The sequence below is a fragment of the Rheinheimera tilapiae genome (assembly GCF_042432165.1).
Classification (GTDB): Bacteria; Pseudomonadota; Gammaproteobacteria; order Enterobacterales; family Alteromonadaceae; genus Pararheinheimera; species Pararheinheimera tilapiae.
Genome location: NZ_JBHLXP010000005.1, coordinates 276,239 through 297,087 on the forward strand (window position 1 = coordinate 276,239; position 20,849 = coordinate 297,087).

The following is a 20,849-nucleotide window of genomic DNA, read 5'->3' on the forward strand; positions in this document are numbered from 1 at the left end:
CTATTACCACATCACTACAACCAGCCGCAGCCAGAACGCCCACAATACTACGCAGCTGAGCAAAAACAGGTTAAAGCGCATCCGCACCTGATTGCTGGTCACGTGCACCAGACTGTGCAAAGTACGCAACGCGACATAAACACCTGCCAGCAACACAAACACCAAATCCGCCTGTCCCTGTTGTAGAACTGCCAGCACGCCGGCAAAAAACAACACCGGCATCTGTAACAAGTTGTCGAAGTTGCGACTGGCGGTAATGACTTTTTCATTGGCGCCAGCTAAATCCATGGTGCGAAAGGCACTTAAATGAATTTCGCGGTTTCGCGCCGCAGCAAAACGACGCCGGCCCATCAACAGCATGATACCGCTGGTTAGTAACACCTGCAGAAACATAATTAATACCAGATACTTATCCATAGACCCTCTCCTGTTGTTGCCATTAGCCTAATCCATTCGGCACGACGACACCATACGGCTGCGTTAAATCGTCATCTGGTTGCCATCAGTCTGCAATCCAACACTGACATCTTGGGTCCAACCACCGGCTTTGGGTATACTGGCGTTTTTCCGACGCGGAGTCTGCCTGATGGCGCAGCTGTATTTTTATTATTCGGCGATGAATGCCGGCAAATCGACGGCCCTATTGCAAAGTGCTTACAACTACCAGGAACGTGGTATGCAGGCGGCCATTTTCACGGCGGCGTTTGATGACCGCTTTGGCCTTGGCAAAGTCAGTTCACGCATTGGCTTGTCAATGGACGCCTTGTTGTTCGACGAGGAACTGGATTTTGTTGAACGCTGCCAGCAACTTCGCGAAACGTTGGGCCGGCTCGATTGTGTGTTGATCGATGAGGCGCAGTTTCTGAGCAAAGCGCAGGTTCGCCAGCTGACCGATGTCGTCGACCAGCTGGATATTCCGGTGCTGGCGTTTGGTCTTCGCACCGACTTTATCGGTGAAACCTTTGCCGGTAGTCAGGCACTACTGGCCTGGGCTGACAAGTTAATTGAATTAAAAACCATCTGTCATTGTGGCCGTAAGGCCAACTTCGTCGTACGGCTTGACGCTGACGGCAATGCGGCACGCGCTGGTTCGCAGGTCGAGATCGGCGGCAATGATCGATATGTCTCAATGTGCCGGCTGCATTTTAAGGAGCTGGTCTGGTAACAAGGAACAGGCATGCGGCTGTTATATGGCGTACAGGCGACAGGCAACGGTCACATCAGCAGAGCACGGGCGATGCAACAGGCGTTGGCTCCACTCGATATTCAGGTCGATTTCTTATTTAGTGGCAGGCCAGTCGGTCAGTTATTTGACATGGCCGCCTTTGGTAACTTTCAATGGCGACAAGGGCTGAGCTTTGTCAGTAAAGCCGGCAAGATAAGCCATTGGCATACTTGGCAACAAGCTAACCTTCGCCAGTTGTGGCGAGACATTCATCAGCTAGAAACTCGCCGTTATGATGTGGTGCTGACAGATTTCGAGCCAGTCACGGCCTGGGCAGCCCGCCGCCAAGGTACGCCGGTGATTGCGCTCGGTCATCAGTATGCACTGAACCCACCAACGCCACTGTGTGGTATGGACTGGTTTCAACGCAGCTTGCTCGCTTATTTTGCGCCAGCCCGACACAGTATAGGCCTGCACTGGCATCACTTTGGTGACCAGCCACAGCAAAACCGGCTGATTTTACCCCCGATCGTTGACCTGCCAGCCCATAACAATGGTGTAGTCGACGCGGACACTGTACTAGTCTACCTGCCGTTTGAAGACCCGGACGATGTTGTTAAATGGCTGGCGCCGTTACAGCAGTATAAGTTCTGTATCTATGGCGCTGGTTTACCAGCGCACTCACTGCCACATCTGCAATTCTGTCCGCCTTCGGTTCATGCGTTTAAACAAGATTTAATCCGTTCCGCAGCGGTGATCAGCAATGCTGGTTTTGAGCTGATCAGCGAAGCGCTGCAACTGGGTAAGCGGATCATGGTAAAACCATTACTTGGACAACCGGAGCAGCGCAGCAATGCCCTGGCATTGCAGCAGCTTGGTCTGGCCTCTGCACAGAATCAGCTCAGCAGCCAATGTATCGTTAAGTTTCTGACCGAGTTTCAGCCAGCACAATCAGTTCGCTATCCTGATGTGGCAGCGGCGATCGCACATTGGCTGGTTAAAGGTGATTGGTATGACCATTCTGCCCTACAACAGTTGTGGCAGAAGGTTCTATTTCAACCAAGAGATGTCCGCGCAGATTTACCAGACACGGTAGACGCCACAAACACTATAGGTGTCACCTAAATCTGTGTCTTCGCAAGTAAGATTGAACGACAGGCATCCGGCCAGTACCGCTGGGCAACAACCACAGAATTTAACTCAATCTTGCCATCGCGACCGGTAACTCGGTCAGTTCAGCAGTCTTGAGCGGAAACTTATCTACTGGTTGCAGCACAGGTTGTAAGTCAACCAGATCACAGACGGCACTGCTATGACTAAACCCTGTTGGCGCTTCAGTGATCAGTTGCACAATACGCTCGACCGCAAAATGGTCGCAATGATGTTCCAGCTGGCGCAATAATTCCGCCATGTCCTTCCAATTCAACGATACCTCATTGGCGGCCATAATGCGCGGATGTGCGGTCTGACGTACATTTTCGCCAATGAGCAATTCTTCATATAATTTCTCACCAGGCCGCAGGCCCGAGAAACAAATTTCGATATCGCCATCCGGGTGTTGCGCGTCTTTTACTTCGAGCCCCATTAGGTGCACCATGCGACGCGCCAGATCAGCGATACGCACCGGTTCGCCCATATCAAGTACAAACACATCCCCGCCTTTGCCCATGGCGCCGGCCTGGATCACCAGCTGTGCGGCTTCGGGGATCGTCATGAAATAGCGAATAATTTCCGGGTGCGTCACGGTAATTGGCCCACCATTACGGATTTGTTCACGAAACAGTGGGACAACTGAACCAGAAGAGCCCAACACATTGCCAAAACGCACCATGCAAAAGCGCGTGCGGTTTTGTCTGATCGCCAGCCCTTGTAACACCAACTCAGCCAGGCGTTTTGAAGCCCCCATAATATTGGTTGGACGTACCGCCTTGTCGGTGGAAATCAACACAAAGGTTTCCACTCCGGCTGCCACCGCCGCTTCAGCGGCCCGCCACGTGCCAAACACATTATTAAACACACCTTCGACCACGTTATATTCAACCAGTGGTACGTGCTTGTATGCAGCTGCGTGATACACCGTCTGTACGCCGAACTTCGCCATCACGGCCTGCACACGTGCTTGTTTTTGCACGTTGCCAAGCACCGGCTTTAACTCAACATCGAGTTTTTCGTCCTGTACCAGAGCCCGCAGTTCCTGTTCGATGCTGTACAGGGCAAACTCTGACAGTTCAAACAATACCAATGCCTTTGGTTCATATTGCACAATCTGACGGCACAATTCAGAACCGATAGACCCGCCGGCACCGGTGACCATCACCACTTTATCTTTGATATTTGCGTGCATCAGTTTGAGTTTGGGCTCAACCGGATCACGCCCTAACAGATCTTCAATTCTGACGTCCTGCAGCTCATCAATCCGCATCGAACCGTCAACAATATCGCTCATGCCGGGTACTGTCTGCACCGGAATTGGCATATTCCCTAAGCTTTCAAGCACTTCACGCCGACGGGCGCGGCTTGCCGACGGCAGTGCCAATAAGATACGACTGATATTTTTTGACTTAATAATGGCGGAGATTTGGCCAGGGCTACCAACATGGATCCCCAGAATAGTGGAACGTTGCAACGTGATGTCATCATCAACAAATGCAACCGGATGGAACTGCTCACCGTTCAGTAAAGCCTGTGCTAACTGACGCCCCGACGACCCGGCGCCATAGATTAATACGCGCTCTTTATGGCCGTTATGGCGCTGAAACAACACCATCCGTGCCACTAGACGCAAACCGCCGGCAGTGACTAACGCCATGATAGCGTATACAAAAATCAGATTGCCTTTATCGCTGATACTGGCCAGCTGAAATAACATCGCCAGCAACAAGGCATTGCTGATAATGCCCGCAAGCACAGCACCAAGCGCATGTTGACCAATATAGCGAACAACTGCGCGATACAAACCCAGTTTAGTAAAAGCGATAATAGTGGCCGGAACGGACAATAAGAAAATAGGCAAGGTCTGACCCAAACTGCTAACAGGGTCGGCCTGAGTTGCAAACAGAGCGACTAGCATTGAGCCGCTGAGAAATACCAAATCTGCCATGACGGAGATAAAGCGTTTAGCGTATCTGGGTAAGGACAACAACCACTCCAGCATCAGCAAAGCTCCTTTTTATTCTTATGGTTCCGAATACAGCTCATCAGAATCGGTATGAAAACACCCGCTATTATAGCGGAACGTAGTACAGAATTACTATCGATGTCTGTGCGGTATCATGCGCGCTTTATTTGAACCTTACCTGAATCGATCGCTTGCTGAATTTTTGTGAACACCAGCTGCCATAGATCGTCAGAGTGAATTTTCCAAAACGCGGCACGTTGCTGCAGTACCTGAAGATTCTCTTCAGTCATCACTCTGGCGAACAAAGCGCTTAGCTCTGTTTCTGACGTTTCTGGCTTGATCAAAGCATCTTGTTGCTCGTACTCCGCGAATAACATTTCATACTTATGGCTCCAACTAGTTCCTATACATGGAACACCAGACGACAAAGCGCTGACACAGCCATGAAAGCGTGAACAGACTACTAATGTTGCCGCCGCGATCCAACCTTTAACTTCGGCAGGATGAGCCGGACTCACAAGTTGTAGACCATCCACTGCAGCAAGCAATTGGTGACACAAAGCTGCGTCCGCTTCTCCTTCGTGATTCAGCACAATCGGTATGATACCGAGCTGCCGCATCAAGGTAGCGCTGGTGATCAATTGATGTACATAGTGTTCGCGCCAGGCGCTATTGCGATTGCGCGGACCCAACATCGCGGAGTTTGGGATGATCAGGCCGTAACGCTGTGGTTGTTGTAAGCTAGCCGATACCTCAGGCAAGCGTGGCGCGACTAAATTGGTAAAATCAGCAAACTGCTGAATATCAGCATCCGGCGCACTATCTTTCAGGTATTGAAAGCTTTGTTCATCACGCGCACAGACCAGCAAGGCTTGTGGTAAACCCTGCGCCAATGCCTGCTTATCAGCCGGTTTACTGAAAGGTCCAAATGCCTGTGGCAACAAAATATAACCAGCCTTGTGACGTTTCAGACGTCGAATCTCGGCACCAAGCAAACGGACATTCCGCCCACCCCATTGATCTCCATATGCGAAACCTGAGGCGTCGATGACTAGATCTATATCGGATTCGAAGACGAACCCGAACCAATGCCGCAAAAAGTGCTTTAACTTCGAAGGGATAAAGTAGCTCAACACATTCAAGTCAACTCCGCGAAAGCGGAACGACACTTTCTGAAATGCCCCGATGGAAGCACGCGATAAAAAAGGCGAGTTTTTATTTGGCGCCAAACAGATCTTCGCCTCTGGATAATGGCTTCTGACCTGTTCAAGGCATGCCACAAGCATTAAATAAGCGCCTTTATTTACAAATTGAACACCCCGGACTTCAATCAGCATCTTTGTCCTCGATTTGAGTCGACCTAAACGGTACCAGAAGCTGGGCGACAGATTTTTTTGCTGAAAACGGAACGCCTCCAGTGGGATCCGGATAGCCAACAGCAATCAACATTACAGGTCTTTGCCACGGTTTCAAATGCAAAAAAGCATCCATTTTGCGTTCGAGAGCCTCGACATCCGGCCAATTAATCGGGCAACTCGCAAGGCCTAAAGTATCAAGTGACAACATCAGCTGCATACTGGCCAGTGCGCCGTCAATGTAAATGACATGGCGGTCACGCTCAGCTGGATAAGCACTTAAGTCACCCAACACGACCAGCAACGTTGGGATCTGAGCTGCGAATCCTGTAGTTCCCATGGCGAAGCCTGCAGCTGTGGCAGCGTCATCACCGCTGAGCTGGATAAATTTAAAGGGTTGACGATTACAAGCAGATGGAGCAAGTGCAGCGGCCTGAGCCGCCTGTTCTAACAACAGTTGTGGAACTGGATCTGCTAAAAACCAACGGACCGAACGACGCCGCTGACAAAGCAGGAAAAAATCTTGGTAATTGATACTAGGCTTAGGAAGATCAGCATAGAGATATGGCACCGCAGTATGATTCTCGACGGGTTGCGGATTTTGTTTAAAGACCAACGCAAACATGCTTCGCGCTTTGGTAATGTCTCCACGATCTTCTACAGTGTCAAAATATTGCGCTAGAACCTGCAAAGCCCACTCCCGCTCAGCCACTTCTAGAGTAAGAATATTTGTCTGCAAAGCAGTAACTGTCTCATAAATATAATCTTCAGCAAACACCGCTCGACGTGGCCGCATAATAAGCCCCTTCTCAAGACGATGAATATTGCGACGTAGTAGTGCACTGGAGCCGGACGCTGCGGTTAAGGCACGGGCATACTCGGTTCTGCCAGCAAGCACTGAGTGCTGTTCACGACGGAAGGATGCGTTAATGCACAGGTAATAAACGCTGCTGAGCCAGCCAAAACCGGAAAATAGCCTGGCAAAGTTCATTTGGCACGAGTCCAGTAGGGATTTTATACGAAGCTTTTGTCGGGCTGTTAACCTCGACAGTAGAAAAGATCTAAACATAATGACTTTATTTGGCTATGGACATGGCGAGGTTAACATAAGTTGTCCGATTTCAATCTGAATTATCCGCCGGACTACAATGTATCAGGCTTAGCATCAGGCTCAAATACCTCCGACAAGGCGCACTGTGACGAATTACGGGCAAAAAAAACCCAACTCAAAAAAGGTTGGGCATTAAAATGAAATTGAATTCAGTCCAAGTTAAGTGTATCGCAACTTCACGCAAAAAGCTGCAGTTTATTTAGCTCCGACCATATATTTTTTTACATCAGACTGCCAGAGTCTTATGCTAAAACAACGAATTACAAAATTATAACCGCCAACATAAATGACCACAGCTAAAACGGGCCAAAAGCCCGGGATTGGCTGGTGGGATCACTGCAACCATCCCGCCTTTTAAAAAGCAAAAAAAAACGGGCTAAAGCCCGTTTTTTATCAGTCAACTAAAATTACTTAGTTTGAACTTTAGAATCGTTGTTCACGATTGCACGCTCGCCACCGTTCTGAGAATCGGTGTAAGCAGAGTAAACCAGTACATCAGCAGCTGGAACGTTAGTTGTTACAGTTACAGAGAACTTGTTTACTAATTTAAGGTCTTTACCTTTAGCAACCAGAGCGTCTTTGATTTTGCCAGAGACGTTTACAATTGTGCCTGGAGCTGAAGAACCAGCGTTCAGAGCTGAAGCGATAGAAACACCAGCTTCGTCAACGATGTCTAACAGAACTTCACCTGTACGTGAACCTGAGTTAGAAACTGTAACAACAGTACCGAAGCGGCCGTCTTGCAGCACTAAGTATGGAACTTTAACTACTGAACCATCGATAGTCCATGCACCAACATCAGCATCTGCTGCGATGTTGAAAGAACTGTCTGTTGTAGAAGCAGTTACAGTGGCCAGGAACTTACCTGGGTTGATAGCTGAAGCAGAAGATGCCTTAGCTGGAGTTGTAACTGCTGGAGGAGTCACTGTCAGAGTAACTGCAGTATCCAGAGTACCAACCGCAGTTTGCGTAACTGTCAGTTTGTTATCAGCAGACAACGTGTAAGTGAAAGTGTCGTCAGTTGCAGTAGCTGCAACGATAGTAGCAATTTCAGCTGAGTTTACTGAACCATTAGCGTTACCACCGAAATCAGCTTTGTCCGCATCACGTACGAAACCGAAATCACCAGCAACAACATGAGTAACTTTAGCTGTAGTACCAGCAGCAACAGTTAACGCTTTTAAGTCTGAGCTGTTGTTAGTCAGAGTAAGAACTGCAGACTCAACGCCAGCAGTAACATCTGAGTTAGCTACGAATTCTTTACGAGCTTTTGCAGTTGCAACAGTTGCCTTGAACGGCGTAGTAGCTTCTACTGACAGCTGTGGACGAACCTTAACCAAATCAAAAGATGCTTTGTCATACTCACCGATAACTGTGTTCAGTGCTTGAACTTTAGAGCTAACAGTCACTTTAGAGCCTGAAGTTACAGAACCAACTTTCAGCTTAGCGCCTTGCAGTTGGAAATGTTGTGCTGTACCAGCAACAACTGGAACACCGCCAGTTTTAACGCGGAAACGGATTGTATCTTCACCTTGATAGTCGAAGAAATCGTAGCCGCCAGTCTGAGTGCCTTGAGCAACCAGAGATGGAGTAGCAGTGGTATCGAACTTAGCGCCAGCAATAGTAATAACCAGAACGTCTTGTTCTACGTTAGTTACTGAGTTTTTCAGCAGGATTGCAACGTCTGTCTGAGCCGTCAGTGTACCGACCTTAACTAAACCTTCCAGTGAACCATTTAAAGAGGTAGCTGTAGATGTACCCAGTTCAGTGTCGATGTTACGGATGCTTGCTGCGTTTGCGGTACCGATGAAGGCCAGCGCTGCAGTTGCAATCAACGTCTTTGTGAAAACAGTTTTCATTAGAACATTCTCCAATTTCATGAAATTGAAACAATCAGGCGTCTTGCCTTAGTTTCTTGTTTTAGTAAGAAGTTGGGTCGACCCAATTTCTTACTAGCATTCTATTACCGCGGTTTCGTTTGTCAACGCAAAAATTTCAGATTTTTTGGCATAAGTCCTTTTATGCGCTTAAAAATTAGTCGTGCAGTTTCAGATATTTCAGACCATTGTCCAGTTTAAGGCGGATTTGCTGCCATTGCTCGGGCTGGTCAATCACTTTAGGGGTGATCAGTAAAATTAATTCGGTTTTACGGGTACTGTCTTTTTCACCCTGAAACAGATTGCCCAACAGCGGTAAATCACCGAGTAGCGGTACCTTGGTGTTCACCCGATTTTTGCTTTCAGACATCATTCCCGCCAGCATCACAGTCTGACCGCTTTGTGCTAGAACCTCGGTCGTTACCGCGCGGGCTGAGATAATCGGGCTGCCGGCCAATGTAGAGCCCTCTTCTGTGTTCGAGATACTCTGATTGATTTGCAGGACAACCAGACCTTGCGCATTAATCGTGGGTGTTACAGATAGCTCCACCCCCGTTTTACGGTATTCCACACTTTGGCTTTCGGTTTCAGTGCCTGGGTTAATCGTTGTAGCGCTCACCACCGGCACATCGGTGCCCACTGACATCGTTGCAGTCACCCCATCACGCACCACAATACTTGGACTGGAGAGGACATTCACGTTGGAATTGGACTGCTTTAGCTGCACCAGCAGCGATTCCGCACCGTCAATGTATGATAACCCCAGTCCTCCAAACTTACTGACGCCAAAAGCATCCTTGGTTCCGGTGCTGAACTTGCCATTTTTAATCGCGAATTCAACCCCCATCGCAAGGTCGTCCGTTAAGGTGACCTCCGCGATTGTCGCTTCCAACAGGATTTGTTTTGGCATCACATCCAGTCGCCGAATCATTGGCAATAAAGTTTGGTACTGGATACCCGAGGTGTAAAAAATAATCGTATTGGACCGGTCGTCAACCGTCATGGTCATAGCATCAGTGCGCACAGAGACCGCACTTCCGGTCGTTGCGTTATTCTGATTCTGCTGTTGTGGCTGATTATTTTGCTGCTGTCGCTGCTGATTATTGCCAAAAGCACTGGCAGTATCCCTATTTTGATTGCCCTGCCGGTTTGCTGCTGGTGCCGCCGAGCCACCAATTAATGCACTAATAGAGTTACCTAGATCCGCCGCCCGGGCAAAACGTGGATGAAACACATAATACCTTTTCTCAGCACCTTCACTTGGCTGGTCCAACTGTGACGCCCAATAGTTCACCCGGTCGAGATACAGCTGGTCACTACCAAATACCGCAACAGCACCAATTTGTTCAAGCGGTACCAACACCAGGTTGGTCTTACCGTTATCACCGGCATCGACCGGGATCCCCTCCGCTTTTAACAGCTTCGAAATTTTCCCAATGAACTGTTCGGGGTTGGTATAAGTCAGACGAAGGATGCCGACATGTTGGCTCCGACTCGGTGGTAAGTCTAACAACGAAATTAAATCGAGTGCACGCAAAATTTCCGAACGTTCACCGGTGATAAACAACACATTTTTTTCAAAATCAGGCACTACTCTGGCATTAATCAAATCGTTAAGCGTTCGCTCCAGACTGATGTTAATACCATATTTGATCGGCACGATTTGCATCACAGGGCCTACCACCTGTGGCACATCGGCAGGCCGGCGACCGATGCCAATCGTTTGCCCACCTTTGCCCTCGACTTTTTTCGGCCCAATAAAATAAATCCCATCCTGAGTGGTAATAGACATCTCTTTTGAGTCAAGGATTTGCGCCGACAACTGATACAGTTCACGACTAGAGACACTGCGTTGCAGGTTTAAAGTCACCGGAAGTTCACTGGTACTGATCTCTTCAGCCATGACGTAGTTCAGTTTCAACAATTCACCAAATACCGAGTGAATGAATTCAGGCAAAGGCATATTGTCTGCAGCAAAGTTCAGCGCATCTGATTGGCTTAAAGCCGCAGCGGCTGAATCTGCCGGAAGTCTCGCACCGGTCCCTTGAGACAGCGGCGTTAATGACTGAAAGCCCTTGGCTCTGTTACTGGTGCGCTGAGGGTCCACGTCATCAGAAACCGTTGATTTATAGGCCTCGCCGTTGGCGATCCGCGCGGCTTCGACGTCAAAGACGCGTTCCGGGCTTGCACAAGCATTTAATAATCCTGTCGCAACAAGCAGCGGCAACAAACGGGAGGGAATTTCTTTATTCATAGGTCGTTTCATAGCTTTTTTCATAGTACACCTGATGCTCAGTCCTGACGCGATCCAGGCTTGAATAATTGAATGGTGGTGGTTTCACCGGCAAATTCGATGGAGATCTGATGAGACTCGATGTTACTGATGGTCAATTCATCGATCTGCTCACCTTGCTTCACGCGCAATAATTCGGCTTTACTTTGCTCGGATCGTACCACACGGACAGCGGCCACAAATCCCCGCTCCTGATAAATGGCGAGCAATTTTAATTTCACATCGCCAAACTGACGAGTCTGGTTGTCTTTACTTTGTCTGGCTTCTACAGGTTCCACAGCAGAAAGCGGTTGCTGCAAGGTCGCCGCCAACTCGTCAAATTGAATTTGTTGATACGGTGGAGTCATGACTGTCAGAGCAAGTGGCGCTCTGACCAGATCGCGATTGGTTGCGTCCGACCAAATCATCAATCTGCTGCAAAAATCGGCAACGCACACTAAGGTAACTATTAGTGCCGGCCACAAAAACTCTTTACGGGACAAAAATGCTAGTTTTTTTATCATGGTGCTACCCGATAATCCAAGTCGACAACCAGTTGCAATTCTATCTCGCTGGATGCTCTGAGCGCTTCTGACCAGCCCGCACGTAACTCACGGATCTGAATACCCGGAAAACCTTGTTCCAATTGTGCGTGTACCTTTAATAGATTCGGGTACGTTCCTTTTAGACGTAAGTTTATCCGTCCACGCTGCAGATCAAAGACACTTAAAGAGCGGTCACTGTTCCATTCAAACAACAACAGCTGGACCTGCGCGCTTTCTAATTCCTGCTGTAATTGCTGCTGAAAACTGATTTTATACTCAGCAGCTGCCGGAACAACTGCCAAACCTTGCATCAATTCATCTGCCACAGAGTCAGCTTGGGCAGCCTGCGATATCACCTGTTCCTTCGCCGTTAACAAAGCTTCTGACCGATCTAAACGCTTTGCTAAAGTCTGTAGCCTGACGAACTGTTCATCTTGCCATTCCAACCAGGGCACGACAACAAACCGCAAAGCTAACAAAAAAGCCAGTAACCAGATTAGATTTTTATTTTGCATCAGAATCAGCCCCCTGCACTTCGGCTCGCTGATTTAACTGAAGTCGAATTACAAAAGATTCCTTATCACCTTCACGCAAAACTGGGGCTGAAAACTCACTAAAAACCACCAGAGGATTCGCTTGCACTAAGGCCAGCAAAGCGGTCGCTCTGCTGGTTTTGCCACGAAGAACCAGAAATTGCTCTTCACTGTTCACACTGTTTAATTCTAAGGTTGGATCCTGATCGTTCATAGTGGACAGCAACAACCATAAATGCGCCGTAAACTGTTTTTCCTGCTTCATGGCCTGATATTGATTAAAATCCTCGACTTGTTTCTCATAGCGGCTTTGTCTGTCCAATAACGAATTGACTTCACTGCCAAGTTCAGCAATGGCTTGTTCATGCTGACTGACCGACAACTGCAGATACAATGACGCAGCACCAAAATAAACAACCAGCGCAGTGATAGCTCCAAAACCCGCTAACTTCAGTTGCGTTGCACTCCAGCGAGCGCGGGGTAACTTCCAGAACAGATGAAGGGTGGATGAGAAGGCCGAGCGTTTGAAACCTGAATATAACGCTGAAGGTAATTGGTCAGCAGCAATATCCCGGATCGGTGTCTCACTTGGCAACCCTTGAGAAAGTTTAAATGTGTCGGCATTTTGCAATACCGGATTGAGCCGTTGCGACAAAGGCAAATCAGAAGATGTTGCGAGAAAGAACGGCAGTTCTGTCTTCACATGATAAATAGCTGGGGTCGATGAGCCGAGCCAAAGCAAAAGTGATTCAGGCAGAACCATAACTGCCGATGCCAATGTCTCAGCGATATCTTTTGAAAAAACATAAGTACAAACTCGACGCTGATTGCCATCTGCTGCACTAATGACATGCTTCACCAGTGTTTTGTCGGCGTATTCCTGCCCTAAGACCGCATGAAGCTCTTTCAAAGAGGTTATCGGGTAGGACTTTACAAATTCCTGATAACGATGACGCGCAACGATAACAATTGGTAAGCCACCTTGCTGTTTAGGTTCTTCACGGAGAACTAGAGTCCCATTGCTAAAAACAAACCTATGTAAGGTGTTGGACAAGTAGCCGACTTTATGCTGAAACAGCCAATTTAGTGCAGCGACTGCGGGCTTTAAGTCGTTTTGATTCAACAAGGTCATTGAGAAGTTTCCACCAGCGGCGTTTGGTGCCGCAACTCAAATAATTCGACAGGTACTGGCTGAACAGGGGCGATACGGACCGTTATTTCACGCGAGAGCTTAACATCGGAGTCATGGGCTGTGAAGCGTATTCTAAACACTGGCCCTACACCAAAACGACTGAACTCATCGATAACTCGGCCCATGACTCGTTCCATACCACTACTGGATAATTGCAATTGATCTCTTTGTCTGACTAATTCTTCAAATTGCGTAGCCGGATATTGCAGTCGCCATAGAGCGTCGGGTTGTTGATTAACATTAATACCACGTGTGAAAAATGAAGTCAGAGGTATCAATTGATTATAAAGTTCAGGTGTCATTCCTTGAATTAACTGCAGTTCTTCGATGAACTGAATGCCTGAATTGCGGACCTGAATCGTTGGGGGATAGCTATCCTGTTCCGCGCCTTGATCCGACGGTCTGTTATCAGGATCTTGCCAGTCTTTTAACACTGCGACTAATGCATCTGCGGCAGCTTTGTTATTCAGTAATTGCTCTAATACTTTGCGGTCGATGGCTGAAATGTTCATCAGCCCCGACGTATCCTGCACATTTACAGACACTGTGCCGAGTTGAAAATCTCTGCCATGAAAATTCCACGCGATACCTTTGCTGGCTGACAACTCAGGTAGTTTCTGCCACTCTTCAGTCAACAATTGAAACATCACTTCAGATTCTGCTGAGCGGAGCTGAAGTGAGGCGTCGGCGTATGCTTCAGCCGCCTGCGCCATTTTCAAATGTTCCCGAACCTGAAAATTCATCGACAGCATAACTACAGACAAAACTGCACTCAAAATAAGTACCTGAATAAGTGCAATGCCTTTGGGCGCCATCCGATTCATATACTTTCATCCGGATCTGTGCGTTTTAAACCAAGCGCAGTTCGGTTTGGCAGTTGCAACAGAAACTCATTATTGCCCATTTCAATTTTGATTATGTCGGGTTGAAAACCACGAACAATGCCATCGTATTCAGTGAACCAACGCTGGGCAGCTTGCTCGCCGGGGTTCGTGAATTCTGACGACGAATTCATCTTGGTATCAAGGCTTTCCCAACCAAAATAACTAAAGTTAATGGCGTCTGTCGTTTCTAAAATGGTCTGACGAAAACTAAAATTCAGTGGCTGATCAGCGTAATTCAGCACCATACCCCGCATGCTTGCTTCCTCGTAGACCAAACGTTGTCCACCATCTTCCTTGTTTTCACGAAAAACCCGAATGACCGCGGGATAACCCGTACTAAAAATAGGGGACGACGTGATTGCGGTAAAGCCCTCTTCTCGCCCCAAGAAATAGAAACCCCAACGATTCATTTCAGTAGCGCTTTTTCGCACGGACAGCGGAATAACAGCCTGACAAGCATTCACAAAAAGCGACACATGCCTGAACTCAGAAAATGTTTGTTCGATTTTCGATAAATCTTTTGTCCAGACCCGGGTATATAACTGATAGGCCGTCCCCGCCATCACCAGGACTGTGAGCATAATTGAAACTGCAAGTAGTAACTCAACTAATGTAAAACCACGATGGCGCGGAAGCATTACCAGACCACCTCAGTGTAGCTTTTCTCGATAGTGAGTCCCTGCGAAGTCAACTGTAGTTGTACCTGATATAATTTGAATCGTTTCGGAGTTACTTCAAACTGACCGGTATCAGGGTTCATTTGACGTGGCGCAGCTTTGTGTGCAATTACTTCAGCCTGCCATTGATAACTCAAATCACCGAACTGCCCTGTCCCAGTGGCCACAGAGTCATCTGAAGATTGCTTTAATTTCGTCTGGATCTGCGGCGTAACAAGATTTATGTAGCTTAATAAATGGATACGTCTTTCGGCTTTGGCACTGCTTGCGCGATAAGTTTTGACAGCCAATGCTGACAAACTCAACACGGTAAACATAATGGTTGCAGCAACCAACACTTCAAGCAGAGTGAATCCTCGCGGCTTAGATAACCTCACTTATCACCCTGTCCAGTTACGGCAATCTCTAAATTGCGTCGACCAGCAACAACGCTCACACTCTCTGAATCCGTATACCCGTGAGGATTAAAAACTAACTGCTGTTTTGGAAAAAACAGGTGATTGTATTCAATTCGCTCATCACGGCCAGCAATCTGACGATTCAAAGTTTTACCGTCGAAATACAACACCACGCGCTGATTTTGTAAAAATGCGACCTTGCCACTGTTATTGATGTACTGTCTTGCTTCAATGTACTCCGCTGATGCATCAGCCCTTTCTACCTGATGTTGTAACATCGGGCCGACCAAAGTCAGTACCAAACCCATTAAGCCAAGCACGATAAGTATTTCAACTAGAGTGAACCCTGAGGCGCGAGTCATCAGAATCCTACATCCGTTACCGACGTAATACTCATCATCATCACCACCACCACACCGCCGACGATTCCGCCCATCACAATGATTAGGAGAGGTTCCAGTAATGCGGTTATGCGCGTCACCCAGGATGAAAATTCTCGCTGACTGCGTTGCGCGATTTCTGCGAAAATACGTGCTAATTGACCACTTTCTTCACCTACTTTTAATAGGGAAACCAAAAATTGTGGAAAAAGTCGGGTTTGACGCAGAACCTGACTAAGTTGCTCGCCTCTCTTCACTTTACCCAATGCAATATTGATCTCCTGCCGGATGTGCGGATGGCGTATATTGCCACATGACAATTCCAAAGCCCGATCCAGAGCTACACCAGCATTGAGCATCATGGCAAGGCCACTGTTGAAACGTATCCGCTCGACCAAAATAGTGGCAGAGCGCAGTACAGGTAAATTCAATCGTAAATAATTTCCGGCATTTTGCATCATAGGTTGTTTACGCAGCGACCAACCAGCTACACCGGCGCAACTGACACCACCTGCCAGCCACCACTGATATTGCGCCAACCAATCAGATAAACCCAATAACATCGCTGTATAGACTGGCAAATCCTGTTGGCCGGCAAAAAGGCTTTTCATATTGGGAACAACATAATTAAAAATAAAGCCGATAGAAACTAAGCAAACAACAAGTATAACCATTGGGTAAGTGAGCGCTTGAGAGACCTTTTGCTGTAAATCCCGACGAAATGCGAGGTCTTTACTAAGCTCGCGAAAAACGGTAGGTAGTTTGCCGGTCGCTTCACCTATTGCTATCAGGTTGATATAGAGTGGGTCAAATACATCTGGAAAGGCTTGCAGTGCTTGCGACAACTGCTGGCCTCCACGCAATGAGTTGCCAATTTTATCCAGCATCACCGCAAGTTGTGGTTTTTTACTTGAACTTTTTAGTAGTTCAATCCCTCGATCAATCTTTAAACCCGCATCCAACAATACAGACAATTCGGATGTAAGAAACTCGATATCCGCCAGCGAAACATGACCCTGACCTATTCCAAAAGACTTATCTGCAGGTTTTACTTCTTTCAGAGACGAAATCATTACCCCTTGACGGAGCAGCTGCGCCCGAGCGTCCTCAAGACTGGATGCGTCGAGTTCCCCGGAAACAGTAGCACCAGAACTATCAAATCCGCGATAACTATACATCGCCATCAGCCAGCAACCCTTAACACTTCTTCAATAGTGGTCTGACCCAGAATAACCTTTAAAAGACCATCCTGTAGTAAATCTCTGCCGCCCCGGGCCTGGTTCAACTGTTTTGCTTCAGACAGGAAATTTTCGTTTTTTGGTAGCTGTCGAATCGCTTCATCACAACGCAGATACTCAATGATCGCAATTCGCCCCCGATAACCGGTGCCATTGCAATGGTCACAGCCTTTTGCATTTTTTAGCTGTAAACGACTGCCGTTAAAGCGGTCAGCGATGCCTTGTAATTCATATCGTTGCCGTATTTCATTTTGCATTCCCTCAGCCATCGGCTCTGCACAATGTAAACACAAATGACGGACCAGACGTTGGGCCACGATTGACACTAGAGCAGCATTGAGCAAAAACTCTTCAACACCCAAATCCAAGAGCCGGGTATAGGCACTGGCTGCGTCATTAGTATGCACTGTAGAGAAAACTAAGTGCCCGGTCAGTGCAGACTGCATTGCAATCCGGGCGGTTTCCTTATCCCTGATTTCCCCTAACATGATGATGTCTGGATCCTGACGGACAATACTACGAAGACCTGCCGCAAAATCGAAACCGATATCAGATTGCACCTGAACCTGATTAATCCCCGGCAGCTGATACTCTACTGGATCTTCCAGGGTAATAATTTTGACGCCTGGCTGATTCAGGCGATGTAAAAATGTATAGAGACTGGTTGTCTTACCAGAGCCAGTTGGGCCCGTTAGTAAAATGACTCCGGAAGTCGTCTGAATATCTTGCAGAATCTGCTGTTGCACATCTTCAGAAATGCCAAGCGCAGCCATATCGTACTGAATTGCATCTTTACGCAGAAAGCGCATGACGACGCTTTCTCCGTCGTTTAGTGGTAATGCAGAGACACGGATATCAAGATCAGAACCAGCAACGCGCATTTCTATTTTGCCATCCTGCGGACGACGACGTTCCGCAATGTCCATCTCGCTCAAGATCTTTAATCGTGTGACTAGCGGCAGCACCAAACGCTGTGGGATAGATTCAACTTCCTGCAGCACCCCGTCAATTCTGAATCGAATTCTTGCTCCAAGCGCTGATGGCTCAACATGCATATCAGAAGCACGCATACGAATCGCACGATTCACCAATGCATTTAATAAATTAACAGTAGGAGCCTCAGATGCCAGTTCGCGCAGGCGAGCCTCTTCAACGGAAGTTAAACCAGAAACGCCTTCCGGCACAGATAGCTGTTCAACTTTCAACTTCAGCTGGTTGAAATGCTCAGTTGAACAAACGACAACAGTAAAGTCGTTCTTCAAATCTGATAGGATTTCGAGCGCATCTTTAGCAAGAGGGTTGGTTGTCGCAAACACAACATGTTCGTCAGACACACTAAACGGTACCCAACCGCAAACTAGCAGCGCATTGAGCTGAAATTGCTCTCCCCATTCCGGTGACGGCAGCCAATCCGAAACATCCTGCTCCTGCAGAACCGGCAAGCCGAGAACGCGTGAATATACTGCAGGTAGCATTTCGGAGGAAAGACTCCCCATACTCACCAGAATGCCTTCAAGTGTGCCATGATATTTTGCTTGAAAGGATCTGGCTTTATCCAGATCTGCCGTTGAAACGTTGAAGTCCCGGCTCAATACAGATTCTAAGAGTGACATCAGAGCACTAAATCCGCATCGTCCCCTTCACCACCCGACTTACCATCTTTTCCGTAAGACCGTAGATCGAACGCTTTGCCGTCAGAGCCTGGAGCCGAATAAACGTATGGATTGCCCCACGGATCTAATGGGACTTCTTTAGGCAAATATGGGCCATCCCAGTTCTTCGCGGTACCTTTAATTAACTCATCGAGACTGGCGGGGTGTTTACCTACATCAAGACGGTAAGTATCGAGCGCAGTTTCAAGCAACTTCAATTGCGTCTCTGCTGTTTTAACTTTGGATGAATCCACTTTTGAAAACATCTTGGGTGCGACCAACGAAGCCAGTAACCCAAGGATCACCAACACAATCAACAACTCAATTAATGTAAAACCCAAACCTCGTTTCAATTTCATTCAATGCACCTCAAATGTTCAAGTTCAAAGACCACAAGGGTCTGAAAAGATTCAAATATCGTAACCAATTTTTCGCAGCAGATACACCTTCAATGCCACCATCAGCTGACTACGCGGTGCCGCTTTGAGGATTTGCAGTAAACTTGGATTTTCTGTGTACAGTAAGCGATAAAACAGCTGACTGGCCCGTTGCTGTTCATTCATCAGATGCTGATGTTTGTTGTACAAATACTCGTAGCCTAATTTACGGCGCACGTGGCTGGAGATCCGCTGCGAGCCGTGGTCCTGGTGCACGATATAACTGATTTCTGCGCTGCGATAACCTGAGCCAAATTTTTCAACTAACCGGATCCAGGTGTCGTAATCCTGACAAGAAGGCAAATTGATATCGAAACCGCCAATAGCCCGCATCGCCTCTGTGGTGGTCATCACCTGATTACCAATCACGTTTGCATACAGAAGGTCATCCAGTGCAATGTCTTTTTCACCGCGACTACTGGTCAGCATCTGCCCACTCGCAGCTTTGATCAGATAACCTGAACTGACAAATGAGGCCCGCGGGTGTTGCTGATAGGCATTCAGCAGTTGCTGCAAGCGCTGCGGCATGAATTCATCGTCATCATCCAGACCAGTCAGATATTTTCCGGTTGCATGACTAATCGCCAGATTGCGTGCCGCGCAAGCACCCTGTGGCACGTCCAGTTGCATCACTTTAATTCTCGGGTCTAAATCTGCTATTGCTGCAATCTGACCACGAATCGATTGATCGGATGCATCGTCAACAACAATGATCTCAAAATCTGCAAAGCTCTGCGCCAGGCAACTTTGAATAGCCCGCAGCAGCAGCTCTAAGCGATTACGGGTCGGAATATACACGGTCACTAATGGCATGAAAAACCCTGACTTGCTTTGTCGACTGCAGCAATCACTGCAAGACCAAAGGAAGTAACAAATAAGAACAATTGCCTCAGACTGCTGGCTTATCATACAAGCGCGCAGCAGTACGGCTTTATTTTTTTAACCCCTGACGGAGATTTACATTTGGTTATAATGCAAAACCTGCATTTATATCATAATCCGCTAACTCTTGTCCCGTCCGGCGCCATAATAGTGCGCGACATAAATCAGTGGGATATAAGCTAAAGTCAGCGCAACTGCACCATCTACCGCATATTTGACGACCAACCAACTCCACGGCAACAACCAAAATAAGTTAATCAGTAAAACCATGTAACTTACTTTCCAATGTTTGCCAAAAATCTGGGCGCTATGTTGATAGGCGTGACTGCGATGCGCCTGATAAAAAGGCTTTTTCCGATATAATCGGACTATCAAAGTATAAGTCGCATCGACGATAAAAACGCCTAACATAATCAGCCAGCACCAAAGCAAATCTGCATTCTGCCAGCTACTGAGCAGCGCAAAACAGGCCAAGATAAAACCGATAAATCCACTGCCGGCATCGCCCATAAAGATACGAGCTGGCGGGTGATTCCATAGCAAAAATCCTGCAACTGCTGCAGCCATATAAAAATGCAGGTCGACCAACCACTGCTGCGCGTTTACTTCGATGGCGAGAAAAGCAACACACAAGCAAGCTGACAACGCTTCAAAACCCGCAATGCCGTCGATACCATCCATAAAATTGTATAAATTAAGCAACCAGATAACCGCGATAGTCGCCAAAACCCAACCAATCAAGCCAAAATCGATCACTTTGCCAAAGAGTTCCAGTGGCGGCAGGCCATTCGACACCCATACCACTGCTATTGCAGAGACACCATGCACTAACAAGCGCCAGCGTGCATTGACATGGCCATGGTCATCAAGAAAACCAATGAGTGCGACTAGGATCCCGGCACCAAGCAAGCCACTTCCCAGTAGCAACGGGACTTGCGAATAAAAACACAGGGCGGCCAGTGCAAGACTAAAACTGATAACCACAGCCAACCCGCCGCCCCTTGGCGTCGGTACCGAATGTGAACTGCGGGCGTTTGGCAGGTCCATGACATTTTTGTGCAATGCGTACCGGCGCAACACACCTGTCAGAATCAAACTTAACAAGAAAATAAATAGAAAATTCATCTCGGTAC

At 47.7% G+C, this 20,849-nt stretch carries 20 protein-coding genes; 2 read left to right on the forward strand and 18 right to left on the reverse strand.

All coding sequences use genetic code 11. The features are described 5' to 3' along the window. Positions 1–3: 3 nt before the first annotated feature. Entirely contained in the window at positions 4–417 is a 414-nt protein-coding gene (locus ACFFJP_RS17570; RefSeq protein WP_377247276.1) for an MAPEG family protein, read from the reverse strand. Positions 418–586: 169 nt separating this feature from the next. On the opposite strand from ACFFJP_RS17570, the gene ACFFJP_RS17575 reads away from it, so the two are divergent. Continuing rightward, the gene (locus ACFFJP_RS17575) at positions 587–1,165 is read left to right on the forward strand and encodes a thymidine kinase (RefSeq protein WP_377247279.1); all 579 of its coding nucleotides are present in this window, start codon (positions 587–589) and stop codon (positions 1,163–1,165) included. Between the two features lie 12 nt (positions 1,166–1,177). After that, on the forward strand, positions 1,178–2,290 hold the full coding sequence (locus ACFFJP_RS17580; RefSeq protein ID WP_377247282.1) for an MJ1255/VC2487 family glycosyltransferase: 1,113 nt from the start codon (positions 1,178–1,180) through the stop codon (positions 2,288–2,290). 70 nt (positions 2,291–2,360) lie between these two features. On the opposite strand, the gene ACFFJP_RS17585 is transcribed toward ACFFJP_RS17580, so the two are convergent. From ACFFJP_RS17585 to ACFFJP_RS17665, 17 genes are all read right to left on the reverse strand, one after another. Continuing rightward, the gene (locus tag ACFFJP_RS17585) at positions 2,361–4,319 is read right to left on the reverse strand and encodes a polysaccharide biosynthesis protein (RefSeq protein ID WP_377247285.1); all 1,959 of its coding nucleotides are present in this window, start codon (positions 4,317–4,319) and stop codon (positions 2,361–2,363) included. Positions 4,320–4,435: 116 nt separating this feature from the next. Further along, complete coding sequence (locus tag ACFFJP_RS17590; protein WP_377247288.1) at positions 4,436–5,620, reverse strand: polysaccharide pyruvyl transferase family protein; 1,185 nt, start codon at positions 5,618–5,620, stop codon at positions 4,436–4,438. Next, positions 5,610–6,629: a nitroreductase family protein gene (locus tag ACFFJP_RS17595; RefSeq protein WP_377247291.1), complete on the reverse strand. Its 1,020-nt coding sequence runs from the start codon at positions 6,627–6,629 to the stop codon at positions 5,610–5,612. The genes ACFFJP_RS17590 and ACFFJP_RS17595 overlap by 11 nt, the downstream gene beginning before the upstream one ends. 527 nt (positions 6,630–7,156) lie before the next feature. Continuing rightward, a complete protein-coding gene (locus ACFFJP_RS17600; protein ID WP_377247294.1) occupies positions 7,157–8,608 on the reverse strand; it encodes a Slr4 family S-layer protein in 1,452 nt (483 codons plus the stop codon). Between the two features lie 175 nt (positions 8,609–8,783). Continuing rightward, positions 8,784–10,880, reverse strand: a complete 2,097-nt coding sequence (locus ACFFJP_RS17605) for a secretin GspD/PilQ domain-containing protein (RefSeq protein ID WP_377247297.1) — start codon at positions 10,878–10,880, stop codon at positions 8,784–8,786. Between the two features lie 38 nt (positions 10,881–10,918). Continuing rightward, positions 10,919–11,326 carry a hypothetical protein gene (locus ACFFJP_RS17610; RefSeq protein WP_377247300.1) on the reverse strand — a complete coding sequence of 136 codons (408 nt, stop codon included), beginning with the start codon at positions 11,324–11,326 and terminating at the stop codon, positions 10,919–10,921. Positions 11,327–11,418: 92 nt separating this feature from the next. After that, the gene (locus tag ACFFJP_RS17615) at positions 11,419–11,958 is read right to left on the reverse strand and encodes a hypothetical protein (RefSeq protein ID WP_377247303.1); all 540 of its coding nucleotides are present in this window, start codon (positions 11,956–11,958) and stop codon (positions 11,419–11,421) included. Beyond that, a complete protein-coding gene (locus ACFFJP_RS17620) occupies positions 11,948–13,108 on the reverse strand; it encodes a hypothetical protein (RefSeq protein WP_377247306.1) in 1,161 nt (386 codons plus the stop codon). The genes ACFFJP_RS17615 and ACFFJP_RS17620 overlap by 11 nt, the downstream gene beginning before the upstream one ends. After that, positions 13,105–13,992, reverse strand: coding sequence for a type II secretion system minor pseudopilin (locus ACFFJP_RS17625; RefSeq protein WP_377247309.1), 888 nt, complete (start codon positions 13,990–13,992; stop codon positions 13,105–13,107). The genes ACFFJP_RS17620 and ACFFJP_RS17625 overlap by 4 nt, the downstream gene beginning before the upstream one ends. Continuing rightward, entirely contained in the window at positions 13,989–14,690 is a 702-nt protein-coding gene (locus ACFFJP_RS17630; RefSeq protein ID WP_377247312.1) for a type II secretion system protein, read from the reverse strand. Before ACFFJP_RS17630 ends, ACFFJP_RS17625 begins: the two co-directional genes overlap by 4 nt. Then, positions 14,690–15,106, reverse strand: a complete 417-nt coding sequence (locus tag ACFFJP_RS17635; protein ID WP_377247315.1) for a prepilin-type N-terminal cleavage/methylation domain-containing protein — start codon at positions 15,104–15,106, stop codon at positions 14,690–14,692. The genes ACFFJP_RS17630 and ACFFJP_RS17635 overlap by 1 nt, the downstream gene beginning before the upstream one ends. Then, a complete protein-coding gene (locus ACFFJP_RS17640) occupies positions 15,103–15,489 on the reverse strand; it encodes a prepilin-type N-terminal cleavage/methylation domain-containing protein (protein WP_377247318.1) in 387 nt (128 codons plus the stop codon). Before ACFFJP_RS17640 ends, ACFFJP_RS17635 begins: the two co-directional genes overlap by 4 nt. Beyond that, entirely contained in the window at positions 15,489–16,691 is a 1,203-nt protein-coding gene (locus ACFFJP_RS17645; RefSeq protein ID WP_377247321.1) for a type II secretion system F family protein, read from the reverse strand. The genes ACFFJP_RS17640 and ACFFJP_RS17645 overlap by 1 nt, the downstream gene beginning before the upstream one ends. After that, on the reverse strand, positions 16,691–18,358 hold the full coding sequence (locus tag ACFFJP_RS17650; RefSeq protein WP_377247324.1) for a GspE/PulE family protein: 1,668 nt from the start codon (positions 18,356–18,358) through the stop codon (positions 16,691–16,693). Before ACFFJP_RS17650 ends, ACFFJP_RS17645 begins: the two co-directional genes overlap by 1 nt. Continuing rightward, positions 18,358–18,756 (reverse strand): type II secretion system major pseudopilin GspG, encoded by a 399-nt coding sequence (gspG, locus tag ACFFJP_RS17655; RefSeq protein WP_377247327.1) that lies wholly within the window; start codon positions 18,754–18,756, stop codon positions 18,358–18,360. The genes ACFFJP_RS17650 and gspG overlap by 1 nt, the downstream gene beginning before the upstream one ends. Positions 18,757–18,807: 51 nt before the next feature. Next, the gene (locus ACFFJP_RS17660; RefSeq protein ID WP_377247330.1) at positions 18,808–19,647 is read right to left on the reverse strand and encodes a glycosyltransferase; all 840 of its coding nucleotides are present in this window, start codon (positions 19,645–19,647) and stop codon (positions 18,808–18,810) included. A 189-nt stretch (positions 19,648–19,836) separates the two neighbouring features. After that, the gene (locus ACFFJP_RS17665) at positions 19,837–20,841 is read right to left on the reverse strand and encodes an MraY family glycosyltransferase (RefSeq protein WP_377247333.1); all 1,005 of its coding nucleotides are present in this window, start codon (positions 20,839–20,841) and stop codon (positions 19,837–19,839) included. Between the last annotated feature and the right edge of the window lie 8 nt (positions 20,842–20,849).